The 21,504-nt window shown below is 69.0% G+C and carries 18 protein-coding genes and 1 pseudogene; 17 read left to right on the top strand and 2 right to left on the bottom strand.

The features are described from left to right. The first annotated feature begins 4 nt into the window (after positions 1-4). The 10 genes from moaCB to AC5P7F_RS13305 all read left to right on the top strand — a co-directional run bounded on the left by moaCB (position 5) and on the right by AC5P7F_RS13305 (position 6,863). Positions 5-1,000 (top strand): bifunctional molybdenum cofactor biosynthesis protein MoaC/MoaB, encoded by a 996-nt coding sequence (gene moaCB / locus AC5P7F_RS13350; RefSeq protein WP_164077151.1) that lies wholly within the window; start codon positions 5-7, stop codon positions 998-1,000. Further along, complete coding sequence (locus AC5P7F_RS13345; RefSeq protein ID WP_049439443.1) at positions 1,000-2,253, top strand: molybdopterin molybdotransferase MoeA; 1,254 nt, start codon at positions 1,000-1,002, stop codon at positions 2,251-2,253. Before moaCB ends, AC5P7F_RS13345 begins: the two co-directional genes overlap by 1 nt. Beyond that, the gene (locus tag AC5P7F_RS13340) at positions 2,253-2,513 is read left to right on the top strand and encodes a MoaD/ThiS family protein (RefSeq protein WP_005409914.1); all 261 of its coding nucleotides are present in this window, start codon (positions 2,253-2,255) and stop codon (positions 2,511-2,513) included. The genes AC5P7F_RS13345 and AC5P7F_RS13340 overlap by 1 nt, the downstream gene beginning before the upstream one ends. A gap of 3 nt (positions 2,514-2,516) precedes the next feature. After that, a complete protein-coding gene (locus AC5P7F_RS13335; RefSeq protein WP_032959974.1) occupies positions 2,517-3,017 on the top strand; it encodes a molybdenum cofactor biosynthesis protein MoaE in 501 nt (166 codons plus the stop codon). Then, on the top strand, positions 2,983-3,549 hold the full coding sequence (gene mobA, locus AC5P7F_RS13330; RefSeq protein ID WP_164077149.1) for an NTP transferase domain-containing protein: 567 nt from the start codon (positions 2,983-2,985) through the stop codon (positions 3,547-3,549). The genes AC5P7F_RS13335 and mobA overlap by 35 nt, the downstream gene beginning before the upstream one ends. Further along, a complete protein-coding gene (locus AC5P7F_RS13325) occupies positions 3,546-3,911 on the top strand; it encodes a hypothetical protein (protein ID WP_014647390.1) in 366 nt (121 codons plus the stop codon). Before mobA ends, AC5P7F_RS13325 begins: the two co-directional genes overlap by 4 nt. 68 nt (positions 3,912-3,979) lie before the next feature. After that, positions 3,980-4,756 carry a helix-turn-helix domain-containing protein gene (locus tag AC5P7F_RS13320; protein WP_046430997.1) on the top strand — a complete coding sequence of 259 codons (777 nt, stop codon included), beginning with the start codon at positions 3,980-3,982 and terminating at the stop codon, positions 4,754-4,756. A gap of 18 nt (positions 4,757-4,774) precedes the next feature. Next, positions 4,775-5,518 (top strand): molybdate ABC transporter substrate-binding protein, encoded by a 744-nt coding sequence (gene modA / locus AC5P7F_RS13315; RefSeq protein ID WP_164077148.1) that lies wholly within the window; start codon positions 4,775-4,777, stop codon positions 5,516-5,518. A gap of 3 nt (positions 5,519-5,521) precedes the next feature. Then, positions 5,522-6,205 (top strand): molybdate ABC transporter permease subunit, encoded by a 684-nt coding sequence (gene modB, locus AC5P7F_RS13310; protein WP_005409908.1) that lies wholly within the window; start codon positions 5,522-5,524, stop codon positions 6,203-6,205. Continuing rightward, positions 6,195-6,863, top strand: coding sequence for a sulfate/molybdate ABC transporter ATP-binding protein (locus tag AC5P7F_RS13305; protein ID WP_164077147.1), 669 nt, complete (start codon positions 6,195-6,197; stop codon positions 6,861-6,863). The genes modB and AC5P7F_RS13305 overlap by 11 nt, the downstream gene beginning before the upstream one ends. Positions 6,864-6,956: 93 nt before the next feature. Here the strand turns inward: AC5P7F_RS13305 and AC5P7F_RS13300 are convergent, their stop codons facing one another. Continuing rightward, positions 6,957-8,486, bottom strand: a complete 1,530-nt coding sequence (locus AC5P7F_RS13300; protein WP_164077146.1) for a flavodoxin domain-containing protein — start codon at positions 8,484-8,486, stop codon at positions 6,957-6,959. Next, complete coding sequence (locus AC5P7F_RS13295) at positions 8,483-8,911, bottom strand: PAS domain S-box protein (protein ID WP_164077145.1); 429 nt, start codon at positions 8,909-8,911, stop codon at positions 8,483-8,485. The genes AC5P7F_RS13300 and AC5P7F_RS13295 overlap by 4 nt, the downstream gene beginning before the upstream one ends. Before the next feature lie 579 nt (positions 8,912-9,490). On the opposite strand from AC5P7F_RS13295, the pseudogene glgA reads away from it, so the two are divergent. The 7 genes and pseudogenes from glgA to glgX all read left to right on the top strand — a co-directional run bounded on the left by glgA (position 9,491) and on the right by glgX (position 21,481). Continuing rightward, positions 9,491-10,878: pseudogene (gene glgA, locus AC5P7F_RS13290) on the top strand (glycogen synthase GlgA). Continuing rightward, positions 10,875-13,109, top strand: coding sequence for a 1,4-alpha-glucan branching enzyme (locus AC5P7F_RS13285; RefSeq protein WP_164077144.1), 2,235 nt, complete (start codon positions 10,875-10,877; stop codon positions 13,107-13,109). Before glgA ends, AC5P7F_RS13285 begins: the two are co-directional and overlap by 4 nt. Continuing rightward, on the top strand, positions 13,106-14,824 hold the full coding sequence (treZ, locus tag AC5P7F_RS13280) for a malto-oligosyltrehalose trehalohydrolase (RefSeq protein WP_164077143.1): 1,719 nt from the start codon (positions 13,106-13,108) through the stop codon (positions 14,822-14,824). The genes AC5P7F_RS13285 and treZ overlap by 4 nt, the downstream gene beginning before the upstream one ends. After that, entirely contained in the window at positions 14,821-16,665 is a 1,845-nt protein-coding gene (locus AC5P7F_RS13275) for a 4-alpha-glucanotransferase (protein WP_495204157.1), read from the top strand. Before treZ ends, AC5P7F_RS13275 begins: the two co-directional genes overlap by 4 nt. Then, a complete protein-coding gene (treY, locus tag AC5P7F_RS13270; RefSeq protein WP_164077141.1) occupies positions 16,662-19,235 on the top strand; it encodes a malto-oligosyltrehalose synthase in 2,574 nt (857 codons plus the stop codon). The genes AC5P7F_RS13275 and treY overlap by 4 nt, the downstream gene beginning before the upstream one ends. Continuing rightward, on the top strand, positions 19,204-19,374 hold the full coding sequence (locus AC5P7F_RS13265) for a DUF2934 domain-containing protein (RefSeq protein ID WP_014647380.1): 171 nt from the start codon (positions 19,204-19,206) through the stop codon (positions 19,372-19,374). The genes treY and AC5P7F_RS13265 overlap by 32 nt, the downstream gene beginning before the upstream one ends. Next, positions 19,361-21,481 (top strand): glycogen debranching protein GlgX, encoded by a 2,121-nt coding sequence (gene glgX, locus AC5P7F_RS13260; RefSeq protein ID WP_014647379.1) that lies wholly within the window; start codon positions 19,361-19,363, stop codon positions 21,479-21,481. The genes AC5P7F_RS13265 and glgX overlap by 14 nt, the downstream gene beginning before the upstream one ends. Positions 21,482-21,504 lie beyond the last annotated feature (23 nt).

Genomic DNA, 21,504 nt, shown 5'->3' with positions numbered 1-21,504 from the left:
CACGATGAGTGGGGAATTGAACGCGGCCTTCCACATGGCCGATGTGCGCAACAAGCGCATCAGCCGCCGCCGTGCGGTGGCGGTGGGCGAGCTGCATGCCGGTCCAGTGGCCTATCCGCTGATTGTCGAGCGCTGCCTGCCCAAGGGCGATGCGCTGGTGATGGCCGAGATTGCCGGCCTGCAGGGCGCCAAGATGGCCTCGATGCTGATGCCGCTGTGCCACCCGCTGCCGCTGGAACTGGTGCAGGTGTTTTGCGCGCCGGTGCCGGAACGGCAGGCGATCCGCGTGTGGTGCGAGTGCGCCAGCGAGGCGCGCACCGGCGTAGAGATGGAGGCACTGGCCGGCGTCAACGCGGCGCTGCTGACCCTGTACGACCTGAGCAAGCCGGTGGAGCCGGCACTTAGCATCGAAGGCATCCGCCTGCTGTTCAAGGAAGGCGGCAAGCGCGGTGTCTGGCTGCACCCCGACGGCATGGACGAGGCCGAGCGAGAGCGGTTCAAGCCGCGTGCGCCGAAGGGCCTGGAAGGCGCGGCCTGCGCGGTGATCACGCTGAGCGATCGCGCCAGCGAAGGCACCTATGAAGATGTCTCCGGCCCGACCCTGGTGACCGGGCTGAAGAAGCTGGGGGGCGAGGTGGTGGCCGCCGAGGTACTGCCCGATGGCATCGAGCCGTTGGCGGGCCGCCTGCAGGCGTTGGCTGCCGAGGGCGTGCGCCTGTGCCTGTGTACCGGGGGTACCGGGCTGGGCCCGCGTGACCTGACCCCGGAGGCGCTGCGTTCCTTGAATGCGCGGCCGGTGCATGGCCTGGCGCAGATGGTGCGGGCCCTGAGTGCGCAGCACACGCCGATGGCCTGGCTGAGCCGCGCCGAGGTGGTGCAGCTGGGCAACATGCTGGTGTTTGCATTGCCGGGCAGCCCCAAGGCGGCGGCACAGTGCCTGGACATCCTGGCGCCGGTGCTGGGCCACGCCCTGGCGATGGTCGAGGGTGGTGGCCACTGATGATTGCCTACAGCGAGGCCTTGCAGCACCTGCTGGACGCGGCCACGCCGCTGCCGGCCGAGCGCCTGCCGCTGCATGAGGCCGGCGGCCGTACCCTGGCCCGTGACATCCACAGCGCGCAGTCGCTGCCGCCGTTCGACAATTCGGCGATGGACGGCTTCGCGCTGCGCGCCAACGGTACGGCGTTCGAGGCCGGTACCGAATTCGCGGTGCAGGGCTGGCAGGCGGCCGGCGATGCCGGTGCCGACGGCGGCGAGGGCGCCTGGGAGATCATGACCGGCGCGCGCATGCCGGTCGGGCTGGATACGGTGGTGCCGGTCGAGAACGTCGAGATCCTCACCAGCGAAGATGGACGCCCGACCCGCATCGCCCTGAAGGCATCGGTGAAGCCGGGCCAGAACGTGCGCCTGCGTGGCGAGGATGTGAGCGACGGCGAGCGCGTGCTGCAGTCCGGGCAGGTGCTGGACATCAACGCGCGCACCTTGCTGCATGCCATCGGCGTGGCTCAGGTGGCGGTGGTGGCCCGGCCGAAGGCGGCGGTGATTGCCACCGGCAAGGAGCTGGTGACCGAGGCGGCGCAGACGCTGGAATCCGGGCAGATCCGTGACAGCAACCGGCCGTACCTGGTCGGCCGCCTGCAGGCCGCCGGTGCCGAGGTGGTCTGGCAGGGCACGGTGGGCGATGAGGTGGCCGCCTTCAATGCCGTACTGGATCAAGCACTGGACGCGGGTGCGCAGCTGTTGATCAGCACCGGCGCGGTGTCGGCCGGCCGCTACGATTTCATTCCCGACGCGCTGCGCGGCCGGGGTGCGCGCATCGTGTTCCACAAGGTGGCGATCCGCCCCGGCAAGCCGTTGCTGTTCGCGGTGCTGCCCAATGGCGCGCTGTATTTCGGCCTGCCGGGCAACCCGGTCTCCGCTGCGGTGGGCCAGCGCTTCTTTGTCGAGCCGGTGCTGCGCCGCCTGCTGGGGCTGGCACCGGAGCAGGTGCTGATGTTGCCGCTGCAGGCCGACGTGCGCACGCCGCCGGGCCTGCGCTTCCATGCGCGGGCCCGGGTGGAAGTGGACGCGCAGGGCCGCCTGAGTGCGCGCGTGCTGGCAGGGCAGGAGTCGTTCCGTTTGATGTCCATGCTGCAGGCCAACGCCTGGGTGGTGCTGGACGGCGAGGGCGGTCTCGCCCCTGCCGGCACGCCAGTGCGCGTGCAGGGCTGGGGTCATCAGGACCCTGTGCAGCTGGCAAGCCAGGAGCCGTGATGAGACAGGTGAATCTGCAATTGTTCGGTGCGTTTTCCGATCTGGATGCCAGCCGCGAGATCGCCGTGGATGTAGCCGGTGGCACCGTGGCCGATCTGCGCCAGGCGCTGCGCGAGCTGCTGCCGCTGCGTTGGCCGGGTTTCCGTGCCGGCTTGCTGGATTACTCGGCATTCGCCGACCAGCAACGCGTGCTGCGCGACCACGAGGCGCTGCCCGACGATGGCCGGGTGGCGATCCTCCCGCCGGTGAGCGGGGGCTGAGCGATGAGCGAGACGATCATCGCCAAGGTCGTGGACCGCGCGCAGGCGGCAATCGATCCGGCCGAGGGCATCGCGGCGGTTTCCGATCCGGGCTTCGGCGGCATCGACGTGTTCATCGGGAAGGTGCGCGACGTCAATGTGGGCCGGCGGGTGACCGGGATCACCTACGATCTGTTCGAACCGCTGGTGCTGAACGAATTCAAGCGCCTGGCCGCCGAGGTCGAAGCCACGTTCGGTCCGAAGCTGAAGCTGTATGTGGCGCATGCCAAGGGCCGGCTCGGCATCGGCGATGTGGCGGTGGTGGTGGCCGCCGGCAGCCCGCACCGTGACGAAGCGTTCCGGGCCTGCCGGCAGTTGATCGAAGTGGTGAAACACCAGTGCCCGATCTGGAAGCAGGAGCATTACGAGGACGGCGACAGCCAGTGGAGCGAAGGTTGCAGCCTGTGCCATGCGGACAGCGAACCCGGCCATGACCATGCGCACGATCACGAACATCCCCATTGATGGCATCGTGCTGGCCGGCGGCCTGTCCAGCCGGATGGGCCGCGACAAGGCGCTGCTGCCCTGGCACGGCCGCACGCTGCTGGAACACATGCGCGGCCTGCTGCTGCAGGCCGGCGCCGGGAGGGTATGGGTGAGCGGCGACCACCCAGCTTTTGGTGGCATCCCGGACCGGGTCGCACGCTGCGGCCCGCTGGGCGGCCTCTACAGTGTGGCGATGCAGATGCCAGACGGCCCCGCCTGGGTGGTGCCGGTCGATACGCCGCGGGTGACACCCGCGCTGTTGCAGCGCCTGCAGGCCGATCAAGGGCGTGCCTGCACGGTATTCGACGATGAACCGTTGCCGATGCGGTTGCAGATCGATGATCATTGCCGCCGCGTGCTGCAGGCCTTGATCGAGGACCCGACGGCGCGTCGTTCACTGCGCGCCCTGCAGCAACGCCTGGGCGTAATCCGGCTGCCATTGGCACCGGAGGATCGGGCATTGCTGCTCAACTGCAATACGCCATCAGAGTGGGAGTCCATCACAGCATGAAGGTCCAGCTGCAACAGCAATCGATGCGCCTGCGCGTGGATGAAGAAGAACTGGCAGGATTGCTGGCCGGCGAATCAGTGGAGAACCTGACGCGCTTTGGTGGCAGCGGTGGCTGGGGCGTGGCGCTGTCGCTGCATGCCGGCGATCAGGCGGTGCTGCTCGATGGCGGGACATTCTGCCGGTTGGTACTGCCTCGCCAGGCCGTTGAGTCGCTGGCGGGCAGGCTGCCCTGCCGGGATGGGCTGGGCTTCGGTATCGCGTTGGATGACGACAGCATGCTGCAGCTGCAGTTCGACGTGGACGTGCGCGACAGCATGCGGCAGCGTGGCCCCCAGCGGCGTTCCGAACCCGCGCCAGAGTAGGCGCACGTTGCGCAGGGCCGGGCGGTGCGCTGTCGTATGATGAGGGCCTTCGTTCCTGCCTCGCTGCAATGCCTCTGAACCCCTCCGCTCCCTCTGCGTCCCGGCCGGCCACGCCCAATCCGGCAGCAGCCGATGACGGAGACGCGCTGCACTTCTGCAGCACCTGTGCGTTCTCCGACGCCTGCATGTCGCAGGGCTACGACAAGACCGCGCTGGGCGAACTGCATGTGCTGGTCGACCACGTCGGCCCGTTCCAGGCCGGCGACTACCTGTTCCGTGCCGGCGATCCATTCGACTCGATCGCCGCGGTGCGTGCCGGCATGGTCAAGACGTTCGTCGATGACAGCCAGGGCAACGAGCAGGTGCTGGGTTTCAGCCTGCCGGGCGAGGTGATCGGGCTCAATGCCATCCACGGCGCGCGCTTCCCTTGCAACGCCGTGGCCCTGGACACCGTCTACCTGTGCCGGATCTCGTTTCCGCGATTGAGCCTGCTGGCCACGCGCATGCCGGGGTTGCAGGCGCGGCTGTTCAGCCTGCTCAGCGCCGAGATCGGCAAGGTCGCCACGCTGGCCGCCAACCATCGCACCGAGGAGCGCATGGCGGCGTTCCTGCTGGATCTTTCCGAGCGCTATGCCCGGCGCGGATTCTCCGCCACCCGTTTCAACCTGAGCATGGCCCGCACCGAGATCGCCAACTACCTGCGGATGGCGCCGGAGACGGTGAGCCGGGTACTGCGCCGCTTGAGCGACGACGGTGTGATTGCGGTGAACCAACGTGAGATGCTGTTGCTGGACCCGGACCGGCTGGCGGAACTGGCCGTAGCCCGGGACGCCGGACTGGACTGATCAGGCAGGGGGCTGGGCATGAAGCGAGCGGCATTGTTGTGGCTGGGCCTGCTGGCCACGGTACCGGCCTGGGCGGCCGACCTGACGGTGTCGGCGGCGTCGAGCCTGACCGAGAGCTTCCGCGAACTGGGTGCGGCCTATGAGAAGACGCACCCGGGAACCAAGGTCGATTTCAACTTCGCCGCCTCTGGCGTACTGCTGCAGCAGATCAGCCGCGGCGCGCCGGTGGATGTGTTCGCGTCGGCCGATGAAGCCACCATGGACCAGGCCCAGCAGCAGGACCTGCTGGCGGCCGGCAGCCGCGCGGTGTTCGCGGTGAACGCGCTGTGGGTGGTGGCGCCGCCGCAGGCCAGGGCCGCGCCGCGCAGCTTGAAGGACCTGGCCGGTGCCGGCGTGCAATGCATCGCACTGGGCAACCCGGACAGCGTGCCGGTCGGCCGCTATGCCAAGGGCGCGCTGGAAGCGGCCGGCCTGTGGCCGTCGGTGCAGGGCCGGATCATCACCACGCAGAACGTGCGCCAGTCGCTGGATTACGTGGCGCGCGGTGAAGTGGATGCCGGCTTCGTCTATGCCACTGACGCGCAGGCCATGCCGGACCGGGTACGCCGTGCCTTCGTGGTACCGGTGTCCGGGCGCATCGCCTATCCGCTGGCGGTGACCAGGGCCAGCGCGCAGCCGGCAGAGGCCAAGCGGTTTGTCGCCTTCGTGCGTTCGGCGCAGGGCCAGGCGATTCTGGCCCGGCACGGATTCGGCAAGCCCTGACGCATGGATCTGGACTGGAGTGCATTGGGGTTGTCGCTGAAGGTGGCCGGCTGGGCCACCGCGATCAACCTGGTGCTGGGCGTGGCGCTGGGCGCGCTGCTGGCGCGTCGGCGCTTTCCCGGCCGTGAGCTGCTGGATTCGCTGTTGACCCTGCCGATGGTGCTGCCACCAACGGTGCTGGGGTATTACCTGCTGGTGCTGATCGGTCGCAACGGCCCGATCGGCGCGTGGCTGCAGTCGTGGTTCGGCATCAACCTGGTGTTCACCTGGCAGGCTGCGGTGATTGCGGCGGCGGTGGCTTCGCTGCCGCTGGTGTTCAAGCCGGCACGCGCGGCGTTCGAGGAAGTGGACGGACAGCTGGAGCAGGCCGCGCGGACGCTGGGTGTGTCCGAAGCGGCGGTGTTCTTCCGCGTCACGCTGCCGCTGGCCTGGCGCGGCATTCTTGCCGGCCTGTTGCTGGCGTTTGCACGCGCGATGGGCGAATTCGGCGCGACGTTGATGGTGGCCGGCAGCATTCCGGGCCGGACGCAGACGTTGTCGATCGCCATCTACGAGGCGGTGCAGGCCGGTCAGGACGGCAAGGCCAATGCGCTGGTGATCCTGACCTCGGTGGTGTGCATCGTGATCCTGTTGCTGGCTGCGCGGTTGGTGGGCGGACGTCGCCGGGAGCTGCGTGATGTGGCTTGACCTGCAGGTGCAGCGTCGCCTGCAGGCGGCCGGCCAGGATTTCGTGTTGGACGTATCGCTGCAGTGCACGCAGCGGCAGGTGGTGCTGTTCGGACCCTCCGGCGCCGGCAAGAGCCTGACCCTGAAGGCGGTGGCCGGGCTGCTGCGGCCGGGCCAGGGCCATGTGCGCCTGCAGGGGCAGACCCTGTTCGACGCGGCCACCGCTGTGGATCTGCCGCCGCAGCGCCGCCGGCTGGGCTACGTGTTCCAGGATTACGCGTTGTTCCCGCACCTGAGCGTGCGCCAGAACGTGGCGTTCGGGCTGCAGAAGGGGTGGTTGAATCCGCGGATCGGCCAGCGCTTCGACGCGGTGGAACAGTGGTTGCACGCCTTCCGCATCGACACGGTGGGCGATCTGCTGCCATCACAGATTTCCGGCGGACAGCGCCAGCGTACCGCGCTGGCGCGCGCGCTGGTGACACAGCCGCAGGCGCTGCTGCTGGATGAACCGTTTTCCGCGCTGGACCATGATCTTCGCCATCATCTGCGCCAGGAGCTGGAGACCGTGCTGGACAGGACCGGCATTCCGCTGCTGTTGATCAGCCATGACCCACAGGATGTGGCCATGTTCGGCCAGCAGGTGGCGCGCGTGGTGGACGGCCGCATTGTCGACGGTTGACGTGCACCTGTAGAGCCGAGCCCATGCTCGGCAGCTCTGCGCGACAACGCCAACAGCAGCCGAGCGTGGGCTCGGCTCTACAGGATCAACGGATCAGTACAATTCACAGTGCGTTCGGCCTTCATTGCGCAGCGTGTCCCAGTGGCCTTCGCCGCCGATGGCATCGATGGCCTCGCGCACCGCGCTTTCCAGGTGGCGCTTGTTGCCGCACAGGTACAGATGCCCACCGCGGGCCAGCACATCGCGCACTTCATCGCCGCGCTGCTGCAGCACATGCTGCACATAGATCTTTTCGGCGCCATCGCGCGAGAACGCGGTATGCAGGCCGGCCAGCACGCCACGCGTGCGCCAGTCCAGCAGCTGGTCACGGTACAGGTAGTCGTGCTGGCGGTGCTTCTCGCCAAACACCAGGTGCACTTCGCGTTCGCAGGCGTTGGCCTGCAGTTCCTGCAGCAGGCCCATCAAGGGTGCGATACCAGTACCGGTACCGACCAGCAGCAGCGGTGCCTCGCCGGTATCGGGCAGGTGGAAGCCGGGGTTGGAGCGGCAGTACACACGGGCATGGTCGCCTCCATGCAGCAGGCTGCCGGTGGCAGTGCCGAAGCGTTCGCGGCCGCGCAGGGTGTAGCGCACTTCGCGCAGGCACAGGCTCAGCTGGTCGTCGCACGGGTGCGAGGCGATCGAATAGGCACGCGGCAGCCGCGGTGACAGCAGTTCGCGCAGCCGGGCAAGCGGCACGCTGTCCGGCGTGGCGTGGTCCTGCAGCACGTCCAGCAGGTCCAGGCCGTGCAGGTAGGCGTCCAGCTCGCGCTTCTGGCTGACCTTCAGCAGGCCCTTCAGTGCCTCACTACCGCCCAGCCGGGCCAGTTCGCGCAGCACGCCCTTGCTCAGCAGGCGCAGCTCGCGGTCGTGCAGGGCGGCCACGGCGGCGGTGTCGCCGTACCAGGTGGCCAACGCCTGCAGCAGGGCAGGATCGTTCCCGGGTACTACGTGCAGGGTGTCGCCCGCGCGATAGGCCATGCCACTGCCGGCAATGTCCAGTTGCAGGTGCCACGCGGCCGGGTCGCTGCTGTTCAAGCGGCGGCGTTCGAGGATGCGCGCGGCAAAGGCATTGTCTTCGCCATAGGCGGTGACCTGCAGGTGCAGGTGCTGGCCAGCGCTGAGGTCACCCTCCAGCACCTGGCCCAGCACCGGCTGCCATTGCTGGAAGAACTGCTCGTAGCCCAGATCGGCGTCCACCCGCTGCAGCAGCGGCTGGGCCTGGCGCTCGCTCAATGCAGCATCCAGCGCCTTGGTGAAGCCGCAGAAGCTCGGGTAGCCGGTGTCACCAAGGCCGAACACCGCATAGCGCAGGCCGCGCAGCGTCGGGGTCTGGCGCAGTGTTTCGAAGAACTGCTCGCCATTGGCCGGCGGTTCGCCATCGCCGAACGAGCTGGAGATTGCCAGCAGCACATCGCCTTGGCCGAGACTGGCCACGTCGATGTCGTTGAACGGGAGTACCTGCGGCCCGTGCAGCTGCAGGCCCGCGCCCAGGCGCTGGGCCAGGGCGCGGGCGTTGCCCGACTCGGACGCAAAACCCACCAGCAGGCGGCTGAAGGGCGTACTGGTCGGGAGAGCGTTCACGCGGCCTCGTAGAAGTCGTCGAACTTTTCCTTGCTGAACTCGACCAGGTCGTAGTTCTGCATCAGGTCGTTCACCACGCGGCGGATGCTGATGTACGAGGTGATGTTGCCGTCGGCGTCGAACAGCGGCTGCACGGTGGTGTCGACCACGTAGAGCACGCCGCCTTTGCCAAGGTTGGGCACGATGCCGGTCCAGGTCTTGCCGGCCTTGATGGTGTCCCACATGTCCTTGTAGACGGCCTTGGGCACGTCCGGGTGGCGCACGATGCTGTGCGGCTGGCCGATCAGTTCCTCGCGGGCGAAGCCGGTGAGCGTGCAGAACAGGTCATTGGCGTAGGTGATGTTGCCCTGCATGTCGGTGGTGGAGATCACCATGACGTTCTGCATGGCGTTCAGCAGCTGGGCGTTGTCGGGGGTGTAGCTCATCGCAGGGTCCTTGTGGATGCCGGCAGTGCCGGCGTGTTCGGGTCCTGCATAGAAATACGCCCGCGCGGCGGCGGGCGGTTTGACATTGGTCAAGCGCGTCGCTCGATGGCCTGCGACCGGGTGTCGCAGGAAGAATCCCTGTAGAGCCGAGCCCATGCTCGGCTCACGGGGCAAACGGGATTGCCGGCAGCCGGGCGCGGGCTCGGCTCTACAGGAGAGACACGGGCAGGAGGCGGGCGCCTGTCATGTGTACTGAGCTCATGACGCCTTGTCACAAAGAAATCGCCATGGCTTCACGGTTGATTGATCGCATGGAGGGCTATTGTCGTCCTGAGCCTCTCGCTGACGTCCCCCACGTCCTGCGTCGACTTCCTTCCCAGCACAAGCGCCCGTCCGGGCGCCGCTGGCGTCTGTCTGCCTGAAGCATCCGAGATCATCCCCATGGCCCGCGCCGCCCAGTCCGCTTCACCCGTTGCGATCTCTCCGCTCACGCCCGTGCCGATCGGCACTCGCCGCGGCCACTCGCAACCGTTGGATCTCCCAGAACTGGTGCAGCGCGTGCTGTTCGTCGCCACCGAGATGGCTGACTTCATCAAGGCCGGCGGACTGGGTGATGTGGCCGCGGCGTTGCCGCGTGCGGTGCGCGGTGCATGTGATTCGCGCGTGCTGCTGCCCGGCTACCCGGAGGTTCTGCAGCGCCTGCCACAGCTGCGACCGGTGGGGCGGGTCAGCGCCCGAGCCGGGTTGCCCGCGTGCACGATCGGCATGGCGGTGCAGGCCGACGGCCTTCCTATCTACGTGCTGCTGTCGCCTGGGCTGTACGAGCGCGAGGGCTCGCCCTACGTGGATGGGCAGGGACAGGAGTGGAAAGACAACGCGGTCCGCTTCGCCACGCTTTCGCATGCGGCTGCGGAGATTGCGGCCGGGCGTGCCGGGCTGGACTGGGCGCCGCAGCTGCTGCACCTGAATGACTGGCCGGTGGCCATGGCTGCCGCCTACGTACGTTGGGACCGGACAGCCGTGCCGACCCTGCTGACCATCCACAACCTGGCCTACCAGGGGCTGTTCCCCTACGCGCTTGCGCCGGTGCTGGGCGTGCCGGCCGAACACCTGGATGAACTGCACTTCCACGGGCAGATGTCGTTCCTGCAGGGCGGCATCACCAATGCCACGCGGCTGAACACGGTCAGCCTGCGCTACGCGCAGCAGATACCGCCCCGGATGACGGCTGCGGGCTGCATGACCTGTTGGCGCGCCGGGCGGCCGGCGGACACCTGAGTGGCATCGTCAACGGCATCGACGCCAGCTGGGATCCACGCCGCGACATCCACCTCAAGGCCCATTTCGGCATCGGCGAATGGACCGGGCGCGCCACCAACGCGCATGCGGTGCGCAAGGCGTTCGGGCTGGCGCCGTCGACCGGCCCGCTGTTCGCGGTGGTCTCCCGCCTGGTGCACCAGAAAGGCCTGGACATCACCTGCGATGTGGCACCGCAGATCGTGGCGGCCGGCGGCCAGCTGGTCATCATCGGCGGCGGCGAGCCGCAGGTGGAAGCGCAGGTGCAGGCGCTGGCCCGGCGCTACCCCGGACGGGTGGGCGCATTCATCGGCTTCGAAGAGGCGCTGGCCCGCCAGATGTTTGCCGGCGCCGACTTCCTGCTGATGCCTTCACGCTTCGAACCCTGCGGGCTGAGCCAGATGTACGCGCAGCGCTTCGGCTGCCTGCCCATCGCACACGCGACCGGCGGGCTGGTGGATACCGTCGAGGATGGCGTGACCGGATTCCTGTTCCACGGCGCCAATGCCGATGGCCTGCGCCGCTGCGTGGAACGGGCGATGCGCACCTTCCGCCTGCCCGGCCTGCTGCAGGCCATGCGCCGCGCCGCCATGCTGCGGCCGGGTGGCTGGGATGCGGCCGGTCGCGCGTATCTGGCCCTGTACCAGCAGACCTGCCAGGTGGCCGCATGAGCCACGACAGCCTGCATCTGGCCGCCCTGGAGGATGAAGCGATCACGGAGACGGGATTGGATCAGCGTATCGCCCCGGCGCTGCAGGACCTCGTCCACGCGCGCCCGGCCGATGCATTCGCCTGGCTGGGCCCGCATCGCCAGCCAGAAGGCGGACGCCAGCTGCGCGTGCTGGTGCCGCATGCGCAGCGCGTCGAGGTGATTGCAGACGATGGGCGGCGCTGGAACCTGTCCCCTGGCCCGTTGCCCGGCCTGTTCGAGGGCGCGGCCGGTGACGCGGCGATACCGCTGCTTGCCCTGCATTTCGAACAGGGCGTGGAGCAGGTGCACGATGCCTATGCGTTCGGTCCACTGTTGGACGAAGCCCTGCTGCAGCGGTTCCATGCCGGTGATGCCGATGCGGCGCGGCAGCTGGGTGCGGTGCCGATGCAGGTGCAGGGCATTGCGGGCGTGCGCTTCGCGGTGTGGGCGCCCAATGCCCAGCGGGTCGCCGTGGTTGGCGATTTCAACGGGTGGGACGGCCGACGCCATCCGATGCGGCTGCGTCACACCGCCGGCGTGTGGGAGCTGTTCCTGCCGGGCGTGCAGGCCGGTGCCCGCTACAAATTCCGCATCGTCGGCGCCGACGGCCGGGTGATGCCCGACAAGTTCGATCCGATGGCGCGCTGGGCCGAGCTGCCACCGGCGACCGCATCGCGGGTGCCTTCGGCTGGGCAAATGGAGTGGCACGATGATGCTTGGTTGGCGGCCCGCCGCCTGGCCGGAACCTGCGCACCGCTGTCGATCTACGAAGTGCATGCGGGTTCCTGGCAGCGCAGCGACGATGGTGCGCCGCTGGACTGGGATGCCCTGGCCGACCGGTTGATTCCGTACGTGGCCGGTCTTGGCTTCACCCATATCGAGCTGTTGCCGGTGAGCGAGCATCCCTTCGGCGGTTCCTGGGGCTATCAGCCGCTGGGGATCTACGCGCCGACGGCACGCCACGGCACGCCACAGGCCTTTGCACGCTTCGTGGACCGCTGTCACCAGGCCGGCGTGGGAGTGATCGTGGACTGGGTGAGCGCGCACTTCCCCAACGATGCGCATGGCCTGGCCGGGTTCGATGGCACCGCGCTGTACGAGCATGCCGACCCGCGCGAAGGGGTGCACGCCGACTGGGACACGCTGATCTACAACTACGGCCGCAACGAAGTGGCCGCCTACCTGATCGGCAGTGCGTTGGAGTGGGTGGAGCGCTTCCATGTCGACGGTCTGCGCGTGGACGCCGTAGCGTCGATGCTGTACCGGGATTACAGCCGTGCCGAGGGGGAGTGGGTACCCAACGAGCAGGGCGGGCGCGAGAACCTGCAGGCGGTCGCTTTCCTGCGGCGGATGAACCAGACGCTGCGGGAGCGCTTCCCGGACGTGCTGGTGATCGCCGAGGAATCCACCGCGTGGCCGGGGGTGACAGCGCCGGTGGAGGAGGGCGGGCTTGGCTTCACCCACAAGTGGAACATGGGCTGGATGCACGACACCCTGCAGTACCTGGGGCGCGATCCGGTCCATCGTTCGCATCACCACAGCCAGATCAGCTTCGGCCTGGTCTACGCCTTCTCCGAACGGTTCGTGCTGCCGCTGTCCCACGACGAGGTGGTGCATGGCAAGGGGGCGCTGCTGGCCAAGATGGCGGGCGAGCCGGCACAGCGGCTGGCCCAGCTGCGCGCGTATTACGGCTTCATGTGGGCGCACCCGGGCAGCAAACTGCTGTTCATGGGCGGCGAGTTCGGCCAGGGCCATGAGTGGTCGCACGATGCGGCACTGGACTGGGCACGGGCGGCCAGCAGCGAGGGCCAGGGCCTGTCGCGCCTGGTGGGCGACCTCAATAACGTGCTCCGCGCCGAACCGGCGTTGCATCGCGACGAACGCGACGAACGCGGCTTCGACTGGAGCGTGGCGGACGACAGTCGCAACAGCGTCTACGCCTTCATCCGCCGGGATCCTGCCGGCAGCGGCCGCACCCTGCTGGTGGTGAGCAACTTCACCCCGCTGCGTCGCGACGGCTACCGGGTCGGGGTGCCGCAACCGGGGCGCTGGAGCGAACGGCTCAACACCGACAGCGCGTATTACGGTGGCGGCAATGCGGGAAACCTCGGCGCAGTGCATACCGAGCCGAGGCCGATGCACGGCCACGCGCAGTCGCTGCGGCTCACGCTGCCGCCGCTGTCCACGCTCTACCTGCAGGTTGATGCATGACCACAGTGGCCCCGCGCCTGGGCGCTTGGCCGGTGGCCGGTGACGGGGTGGAGTTCCGCGTGTGGGCACCGGGCGCAAGGACGATGGCGCTGTGCCTGCAAGGCACCCAGCGGCCGATGCAGCGCGACCCGGACGGCTGCCACTGGCTGCGAATACCGGCATCGCATGGCGACCGCTACCGGTTCCGCCTGCCTTCTGGCCAGGACGTGCCCGACCCGGCCTCGCGCTGGCAGCCGGACGGCATCGACGGCGACAGCGCGGTGGTGCTGGATACGGAGGCAGCGCGGCCTGCCTGGCAGGGGCATGCCTGGCAGGACCTGGTGATCTATGAGGTGCATATCGAGGCCGGGGGCGGCTTCGCGGCGTTGACCGCGCAACTGCCGATGCTGGCCGCGCTGGGCATCACCGCCATTGAACTGATGCCGGTCGCGCAGTTTCCCGGCCAGCGCAACTGGGGCTACGACGGCGTGTTCCCGTATGCGCCGGCCCATGCCTATGGCGGGCCGGCAGCGCTGAGGGCCTTCATCGAAGCGGCGCACGATGCAGGGCTGTCGGTGCTGCTGGATGTGGTCTACAACCACTTCGGACCACAGGGCAACCACCTGCGCGACTACGCGCGCGGGTTCTTCCGTGACGACCGCAGCACGCCGTGGGGCGAGGCCATCGACTTCTGCCAGCCCTGGGTGCGGCGCTTTTTCATCGACAACGCGCTGATGTGGTTGCGCGACTACGGCTTCGATGGCCTGCGCTTGGACGCGGTGCACGCCATTGACGATGACCGTTTCCTGCAGCAGCTGGCCGATGAGGTACGCGCGGTGGCCCCGCACGCGCACTTGGTGCTGGAGAACGAGCGCAACCAGGCGCGGTGGCTGCGCGGCGCCTACCAGGGGCAGTGGAACGATGACTTCCACAATGCGCTGCACGTGATGCTGACCGGCGAGCAGGAAGGCTATTACGCGGCCTATGCCGGTCGCGCCGAAGCACTGCTGGCGCGCTGCCTGGCCGAAGGATTCGCCTGGCAGGGTGAACCGGACCTGCGCGGCAATCCCCGCGGCGAACCCAGCGCCGACCTGTCGCCCGCGCGTTTTGTGGTATTCGCGCAGAACCATGACCAGGTGGGCAACCGCGCTTTCGGCGAGCGCCTGTCGATGCTGACCGATCCTGCGCCGCTGCGCGCGGCGCTGGCGCTGACCCTGCTGACGCCGATGATCCCGCTGCTGTTCATGGGCGAGCCGTGGCAGGCGCAATCGCCCTTCCTGTTCTTCACCGACTACGCGCCGCCGCTGGACGAGGCGGTGCGTGAAGGGCGTCGCCGTGAGTTCGCTGGTTTCAGCGCCTTTGCCGACGCCGCCGCGCGCGCGCGTATTCCGGACCCGAACGATGCGGCGACCCTGCAGGCGTCGTACACGCCGCCGCCCGGCGATGATCCCTGGTCGCAGCACTGGCTGCGCTGCTCGGGTGAATTCCTCGGCCTGCGCAGGCGCTATCTGCAGCCGGGCCTGCTGCAGGCGCGGTCGCTGGGCGCGCGCGTGCTTGGCCAAGGCGCGGTGCAGGCGGGCTGGCAGTTGCCATCGGGCCAATGGTGGATCGCGATCAACGTGGGCCCTGTGCCGGTGGCGCATGCGGTGCCGGCCGGCGAGTACGTCGTGGGGCCGGACGCTGCCGGGATGCTGCCGGCAGGCGGCGGCGTGCTGGCCTGCTGGGTCGCCGCATGAATACGGATGCAGCGGTGCGGGAGACGGCCCGCCGTGCGGGCCTGCTGGTCCGCTGGACCGACGTGGCCGGTGCCGCGCGCGAGGTCGCGCCGGACGTGCTGCGCGCCGTGCTGGAGGGGCTGCAGTGCGAGGCGGTGCCCGAGCACGCTGGCCTGCGCACGGCCTGCTGCGGACAGCTGCTGGTGATGCCGGAGGCAGCCGGCGCAGCGTGCTGGGTGGATGAGCAGGGCGCAGCGTTGCCCGCCCGTGCCGATGCGCAGGGCCGCTGGCGCGTGCCGGACCAGCCGGGTTACTGGCAGTGGCGCCGGGGCGACCAGCAACAGGCGGTTGCGGTGGCGCCACAGCGTGCCTGGTGGCCGCGGGGCACGCTGCGCGGCTGGGGCCTGTCGGCGCAGGTCTACAGCCTGCGCGCGCCCGGTGATGCCGGCATCGGTGACAGTGCCGGCTGTGCACGATGGAGCGAGCTGCTGCACCGGCACGGCGGCGACGCACTGGCGTTGAGCCCGCTGCACGCGGGCATGCCACCGGGCCCAGGCTACAGCCCCTATTCGCCCAGCGACCGGCGCTGGCTCGACCCGCTGCAGGTCTCCCTGCCGCAGGTATTGCCCGATGCCGCCAACAGCGTGCTGGGCGGGGACGAGGCGCTGGCGGCGGCGGTGGAAGCGGGAACTGCCGCACGTCGCATTGACTGGCCGCACTCGGCGGCAGTGAAGTGGCGCTGGATACGGCAGGTTCGCCAATGGATTGCAGCGCAGGCACCGTCGCAGCACGCACAGATCGAAACCTGGCGTGCCATGCAGGGCGATCCGCTACGGCACTATTGCCAGCATGCCGCCGACCGGTTCACCGGCAGCGCGGACGACCACGCGTTTGCGCAGTGGTTGGCACAGCAGGGCTGGGCGCAGGTACACGCCACGCTGCGCGACGAGGGCGCTTCGATCGGGTTGATTGCCGACCTGGCCGTGGGCTGCGCGCCGCAGGGCGTGGAGGCACGCACCGGGGGGGCTGATCTGCTGCAGGGACTTGAGCTGGGTGCGCCGCCGGACGCGTTCAATCCGCTCGGCCAGGCCTGGGGCATCACCAGCTGGTCACCGATGGCGTTGCTGCGCGAGGGCTTCGCCCCCTACCTTCGCGTGCTGCGCGCCGTGATGTCCGGCCGCGGCGGGCTTCGCATCGATCACATCCTGGGCCTGCTGCGGCTGTGGGTGTTTCCCCGTGGCGCGGACGCCGGGCAGGGCGTGTACCTGCGCTATCCGTTCGATGATCTGATCAACCTGCTGGTGCTGGAGTCCTGGCGGCATCGCTGCGTGCTGATCGGCGAAGACCTGGGCGTGGTTCCGCCGGGCATGCGCCAGCGGCTGGCAGCCCGGGGCATTCTGGGCATCGAGGTGCTGCCGTTCGCCCGCAACGGCGCGCGCTTCCTGCCGGCGCCGCAGTGGCGCCGCGATGCAGTGGCCATGCCCTCCACCCATGACCTGCCACCGCTGGCCGGTTGGCTGCGCGGGCGTGACCTGCGCTGGCGCGCACGCCTGGGTGAGCTGGCGGATCTGCCAGCGGCACTGCGCGCGCGTGCCAGCGACGCGCAGGCACTGTCTGCGGTGGTTGGCGGCGAGGGCGCGCCGCTGGACGCCAGGGCGTTGTCTCTGGTCGCCCACGCGGCGTCCCGGCTGGCGTTGCTGCCGCTGGAAGACGCGCTGGGCGGTCGCGCACAGGTGAACCTGCCAGGCACCGTCGGCGGCCATCCCAACTGGCGCCGCCGCCTGCCGCCGACGTGGGATGCTGACGCGGCCGATGCGCGCTTGGCGCGCCTGAGTGCCACGCGCCGCAGGACCGGGCAATGACGGGGTTGCGTGCCACCGCGCGCCTGCAGCTGCACGCAGGCTTCGACCTCGGGGCGGCTGCCGCGCAGGTGCCGTACTACGCCGCGCTGGGCGTCAGCCACCTTTACCTGTCACCGATCGCTGCGGCGGTGCCCGGGTCGACGCATGGCTACGATGGCATCGACCCGGCTCGCATCAATCCGGAACTGGGCGGTGAAGCGGGCTTCCGGCAGCTGGCGGAAGTGACGCGCGCGCACGGCATGGGCCTGATCCTGGACATCGTGCCCAACCATCTGGCGGCGTCCCCGCACAGCCAGTGGTGGAGCGATGTGCTGATGCACGGGCCTCGAAGCCCGCACGCAGCATGGTTTGACATCGAGTGGGAGGCGCCGGGCTGCGAGGGCCGGCTCTGGCTGCCGGTACTGGACCGGCCGTTGCACGACGCGGTACGCGACGGCGTGGTGCGCGTGGTGGTGGACAACGCGCGGCCCGTGCTGCGCCACCATGGCCTGGCATTGCCGTTGTCGCCGCGCAGCCATCCGCTGGAACCCGCGCAGTGGCCGGCGTGGGCCGAACGCTGCAACCGCAGCGTTGAACGGTTGCACACGCTGCTGCAGCGGCAGCACTACCGTCTGGCCTGGTGGCGCACGGCCGGCGATCAGGTGAACTACCGGCGCTTTTTCGATATCAACGAACTGGCCGCGCTGCGGGTGGAGCGCGAGGATGTGTTCGAGGCAGTGCATGCGCTGCCGCTGCGGCTGGTACGCGAGGGATGGGTGGACGGCCTGCGCATCGACCACGTGGATGGCCTGTCCTGCCCGGGCGCGTACCTGCAGCGCCTGCGTGAATCGCTCGACGCCGCCTGCGCGGCCGGCGGTCGTGACCCGCAGACCGTCAGCCTGCATGTGGAGAAGATACTGGCCGAGGGCGAGCAGCTGCCCGACGGCTGGGCCTGCGACGGCACCACCGGCTATGACTTCATGGACCAGGCCGGGGCCTGGTTGCACGATCCGGCGGCTGCACCCGCGCTCTCGCGCACGTGGCAGGCGCTGGGCGGTGACCCGCGCAGCTTCGACCGGATCCAGCAGGACGCCCGCGCCATGTTGCTGCGCCAAGGCCTTCATGCCGACTTCCAGCGGCTGCTGCGCAGCGCGCAGCAGGTCCTGCAGCCGCGGCTGGCCGAAGCCGATATCGGAGTGGCTGCGCTGGCCCGCGCATTGGCTTCCGTGCTGGGGCATTACCGCACCTACCGGCCCTATTCGCTGCAGGGGGCGGGTGAACGAAAGGCGCTGGCGGACGCTGCCGCCGCAGCGCGCCTGGCACTGGACGGTGCCGCACGCGCGGCGCTGGACCTGTTGCTGGCAGCGCTTGCCGGCGAGGCGCAGGCCGAGCGCGTGCTGCGTGCGCGTTTCGGTCAACTGGCCGCGCCGTTGAATGCCAAGTCGGTGGAAGACACCGGGTTCTATCGCTATTTCAGGCTGCTCTCGCGCAACGACGTCGGCAGTGATCCACAGCGGCTGGGCATGGAGGGGCGCGCGCTGCTGGAACACGCCGCCGCGCGCCTGCGTCGCCATCCCAGGGCGTTGCTTGCGCTTGCGACCCACGATCACAAGCGCGGCGCCGACAGCCGGGCAAGGCTGGCGGTTCTCAGTACCTGCACGTTCGAATGGCGGGACGCTGTGCGGCGCTGGAACCGGATGTTGACCCGCGCCGGCGCGCCGATGCCATTGCCGGGTGCCGAGGCCTACGCACTGTGGCAGGCGCTCGTGGCCGCATGGCCGATGCACGGTGCCCCTGGCGCCGACTTCGCCTCGAGGATGGTGCAATGGCTGACCAAGGCATTGCGCGAGGGCAAGCGGGTCAGCAGCTGGTCAGACCCGGATGTGGCCGTGGAGGAGGCCGCCGCGCAGTGGCTGCACGCGCTGCTGGACGCAGCGCCCTTGCAGCCGGTGCGCGAGGCGCTGGCGACGTTCGTGGCGCGCATCGCGCCGGCCGGCGCCTGCAACGGCCTGGCGCAGCTGTGCCTGCAGCACTGCCTGCCCGGCGTGCCCGACCTCTACCAGGGCGGCGAAGGCTGGGACCTGAGCCTGGTGGACCCGGACAACCGGCGTGCCGTGGACTATCCAGCGCGGCAGGCGTGGCTGCGCGATACGCGCGGGTGGCCCGCGCTGCTGGAAGACTGGCGGGACGGTGGCATCAAGGCATTCCTGCTGCGGCAATTGCTGGAGTGCCGCCGCAGGCACCCGCACCTGTTCCTGCATGGCCAGTTGCAGCCGCTGTCCGCGCCTGCGCGCTCGCCGTGGCTGGCGTTCACGCGCAGGCATCAGGCGCAGGTGCTGCTGGTGATCGTGCGGCGGGGTTCGCCCGCCGCCGTGCCTGGGCCCAGCCTGCACGCCGCGCACGACGTCGGCACCGGCGTAGCACTGCACGGTGTGCCGACAGGCCCCATGCGCAACCTCCTGGACGGGCGCATCGAACATTTCAACGCAACCGCGGACGTGGGCAGGCTTCTGGCTGGCAGCCCGCTGGCGATATGGATCAACGAGGAGACAGGTAGGGATGGACAGCAGGGAACGACGGCAGCGGATTGAGGCATTGGCCCACCAGATCTGGGAAGCGGAGGGGCGCCCGGACGATCAGCAGCAGCGGCACTGGCACATGGCCGAGCGCCTGGTGGAGGCCGAGATTGCCGCGGCGCGCGGCGAGGAGGGCACCGATGGCCAGCCGTAAGTGGACGCAGACCTCGCGCGTGCGCGAAGGCCGGCCGTTCCCGCTGGGCGCGACGTGGGACGGGCTGGGCGTGAACTTTGCGCTGTACTCGCGGCATGCCACCCGGGTGGAGCTGTGCCTGTTCGATGCGCGCAACCGTGAAGTCGAGCGCATCGTCCTGCCTGAGTACACCAACGAGATCTGGCACGGCTACCTGCCGGACGTGCGGCCCGGGCAACGCTATGGCTATCGGGTGCACGGCCCGTATGCGCCGGAGGAGGGGCATCGCTTCAATCCCAACAAACTGTTGCTGGACCCCTACGCCAAGCAGATCGTCGGCGAGCTGAAGTGGGCGCCGCACCTGTTCGGCTACACCTTGGGCCACCGCGATGGCGATCTCAGTTTCGACCGCCGCGACAGCGCCAGCTACATGCCACGCTGCGCGGTGATCGATCCGGCCTTCAGCTGGGGTGTCGAACGTGCACCCGCAACGCCCTGGGACCGGACCGTGATCTACGAAGCGCACGTGCGCGGACTGACCATGCAGCACCCCGATGTTCCGCAGGCCGAGCGCGGCACTTTCTCTGCCCTGCGCCACGACGCGGTGGTCGACCACCTCAGCCATCTGGGGGTGACCGCCATCGAGCTGCTGCCGGTGCATGCCTACGTGGATGACCAGCAGCTGCTCGAACGCGGGCTGCGCAACTACTGGGGGTACAACACCATCGGCTTCTTCGCGCCGCAGCCACGCTACCTCTCGCTGGGCACCGTGGCCGAGTTCAAGCAGATGGTCGCGCGGCTGCACAGTGCCGGCATCGAAGTGATCCTGGACGTGGTCTACAACCACACCGCCGAAGGCAATGAGCTGGGCCCTACGCTGTCCTTCAAGGGCATCGACAATGCCAGCTACTACCGCCTGGCCGATGATCGCCGCTATTACATCAACGATACCGGCACCGGCAACACGTTCGACCTGACCAATGCCGGCGCGCTGCGCATGGTGATGGACTCGCTGCGCTACTGGGTGACCGAGATGCGGGTGGATGGGTTCCGTTTCGACCTGGCCACCATCCTTGGCCGCGAGCGGCATGGCTTCGATGCCTCGGGCAGTTTCCTTGATGCGGTACGCCAGGACCCGATCCTGAGCCAGGTGAAGCTGATTGCCGAGCCATGGGACATCGGCCCTGGCGGCTATCAACTGGGCCAGTTCCCGCCGGGCTGGGCGGAATGGAACGACCGCTTCCGCGATACGGTACGCGCGCTCTGGCGCGGCGATGGCGGCCAGTTGCCGGAATTCGCCACGCGCTTCACCGGCTCGGCCGACCTGTTCGAACATCATGGCAGGCGGCCCTCGGCCAGCATCAACCTGGTGACGGCGCACGATGGGTTCACCCTGCACGATCTGGTGAGCTACAACGATCGCCACAACGAGGCCAACGGCGAAGACAACCGCGATGGCCACTCGCACAACCTCTCCAGCAACCACGGTGTGGAGGGCGACACCGATGATGCGGCGATTCTCTCGTTGCGTGCGCGGCAGATGCGCAACCTGCTGGCCACGCTGCTGTTCGCGCAGGGCACGCCGATGCTGCTGGCCGGCGATGAGTTCGGCCATTCGCAGCAGGGCAACAACAACGCCTACTGCCAGGACAACCCGCTGAGCTGGATCGACTGGGAGCGTGCGGCATCGCCGGCTGCACAGGCGCAGGTGGCGTTCGTACGCCGGGCGCTGTCGCTGCGCCGACGCTATGGCCTGCTGCGCAGGAACCGGTTCCTGCGCGGCGAATACGATGAAGCGCTGGGCCTGCGCGATATCGACTGGCGGCATCCTGACGGCCGCAGCATGGAGGAAGCGGACTGGCATGACGCAGGGCTGCGTGCGCTGCTGATCGTGCTGGACGGCCGCAGCCCGGACAGCGGCCTGCGCGAGCCCGGGCGGCATGTCAGCCTGGCCCTGCTGTTGAACGCCGGAGACCAGCCGCAGCGGTTCAGTGTGTCGGATGAAGCCTTGTCGTTCCGGCGCGTACTCCTGCAGACCGACGAAACGCCGTTGGAGCCGGATGAAGCAGGTGCCTGGACCCTGCCGCCGCGCAGCCTGTGCCTGCTTGCGGCCAGCAGCAGCGCCTGACGGCAGCGCGCGTACAGGCGGTG

It is taken from the genome of Stenotrophomonas sp. YJH_SMC_105-26, from assembly GCF_059368915.1.
This window is presented reverse-complemented; position numbering and strand designations above follow the sequence as displayed.

Coding starts and splice junctions, on each gene's coding strand:
- AC5P7F_RS13340 (WP_005409914.1), top strand. CDS start 2,253: ATGAGACAGGTGAATCTGCAATTGTTCGGTGCGTTTTCCGATCTGGAT.
- glgX (WP_014647379.1), top strand. CDS start 19,361: ATGGCCAGCCGTAAGTGGACGCAGACCTCGCGCGTGCGCGAAGGCCGG.
- moaCB (WP_164077151.1), top strand. CDS start 5: ATGAGTGGGGAATTGAACGCGGCCTTCCACATGGCCGATGTGCGCAAC.
- AC5P7F_RS13275 (WP_495204157.1), top strand. CDS start 14,821: ATGAATACGGATGCAGCGGTGCGGGAGACGGCCCGCCGTGCGGGCCTG.
- AC5P7F_RS13285 (WP_164077144.1), top strand. CDS start 10,875: ATGAGCCACGACAGCCTGCATCTGGCCGCCCTGGAGGATGAAGCGATC.
- AC5P7F_RS13265 (WP_014647380.1), top strand. CDS start 19,204: ATGGACAGCAGGGAACGACGGCAGCGGATTGAGGCATTGGCCCACCAG.
- AC5P7F_RS13295 (WP_164077145.1), bottom strand. CDS start 8,911: ATGAGCTACACCCCCGACAACGCCCAGCTGCTGAACGCCATGCAGAAC.
- AC5P7F_RS13325 (WP_014647390.1), top strand. CDS start 3,546: ATGAAGGTCCAGCTGCAACAGCAATCGATGCGCCTGCGCGTGGATGAA.
- AC5P7F_RS13305 (WP_164077147.1), top strand. CDS start 6,195: ATGTGGCTTGACCTGCAGGTGCAGCGTCGCCTGCAGGCGGCCGGCCAG.
- modA (WP_164077148.1), top strand. CDS start 4,775: ATGAAGCGAGCGGCATTGTTGTGGCTGGGCCTGCTGGCCACGGTACCG.
- AC5P7F_RS13320 (WP_046430997.1), top strand. CDS start 3,980: ATGCCTCTGAACCCCTCCGCTCCCTCTGCGTCCCGGCCGGCCACGCCC.
- AC5P7F_RS13345 (WP_049439443.1), top strand. CDS start 1,000: ATGATTGCCTACAGCGAGGCCTTGCAGCACCTGCTGGACGCGGCCACG.
- mobA (WP_164077149.1), top strand. CDS start 2,983: ATGACCATGCGCACGATCACGAACATCCCCATTGATGGCATCGTGCTG.
- AC5P7F_RS13335 (WP_032959974.1), top strand. CDS start 2,517: ATGAGCGAGACGATCATCGCCAAGGTCGTGGACCGCGCGCAGGCGGCA.
- treZ (WP_164077143.1), top strand. CDS start 13,106: ATGACCACAGTGGCCCCGCGCCTGGGCGCTTGGCCGGTGGCCGGTGAC.
- modB (WP_005409908.1), top strand. CDS start 5,522: ATGGATCTGGACTGGAGTGCATTGGGGTTGTCGCTGAAGGTGGCCGGC.
- treY (WP_164077141.1), top strand. CDS start 16,662: ATGACGGGGTTGCGTGCCACCGCGCGCCTGCAGCTGCACGCAGGCTTC.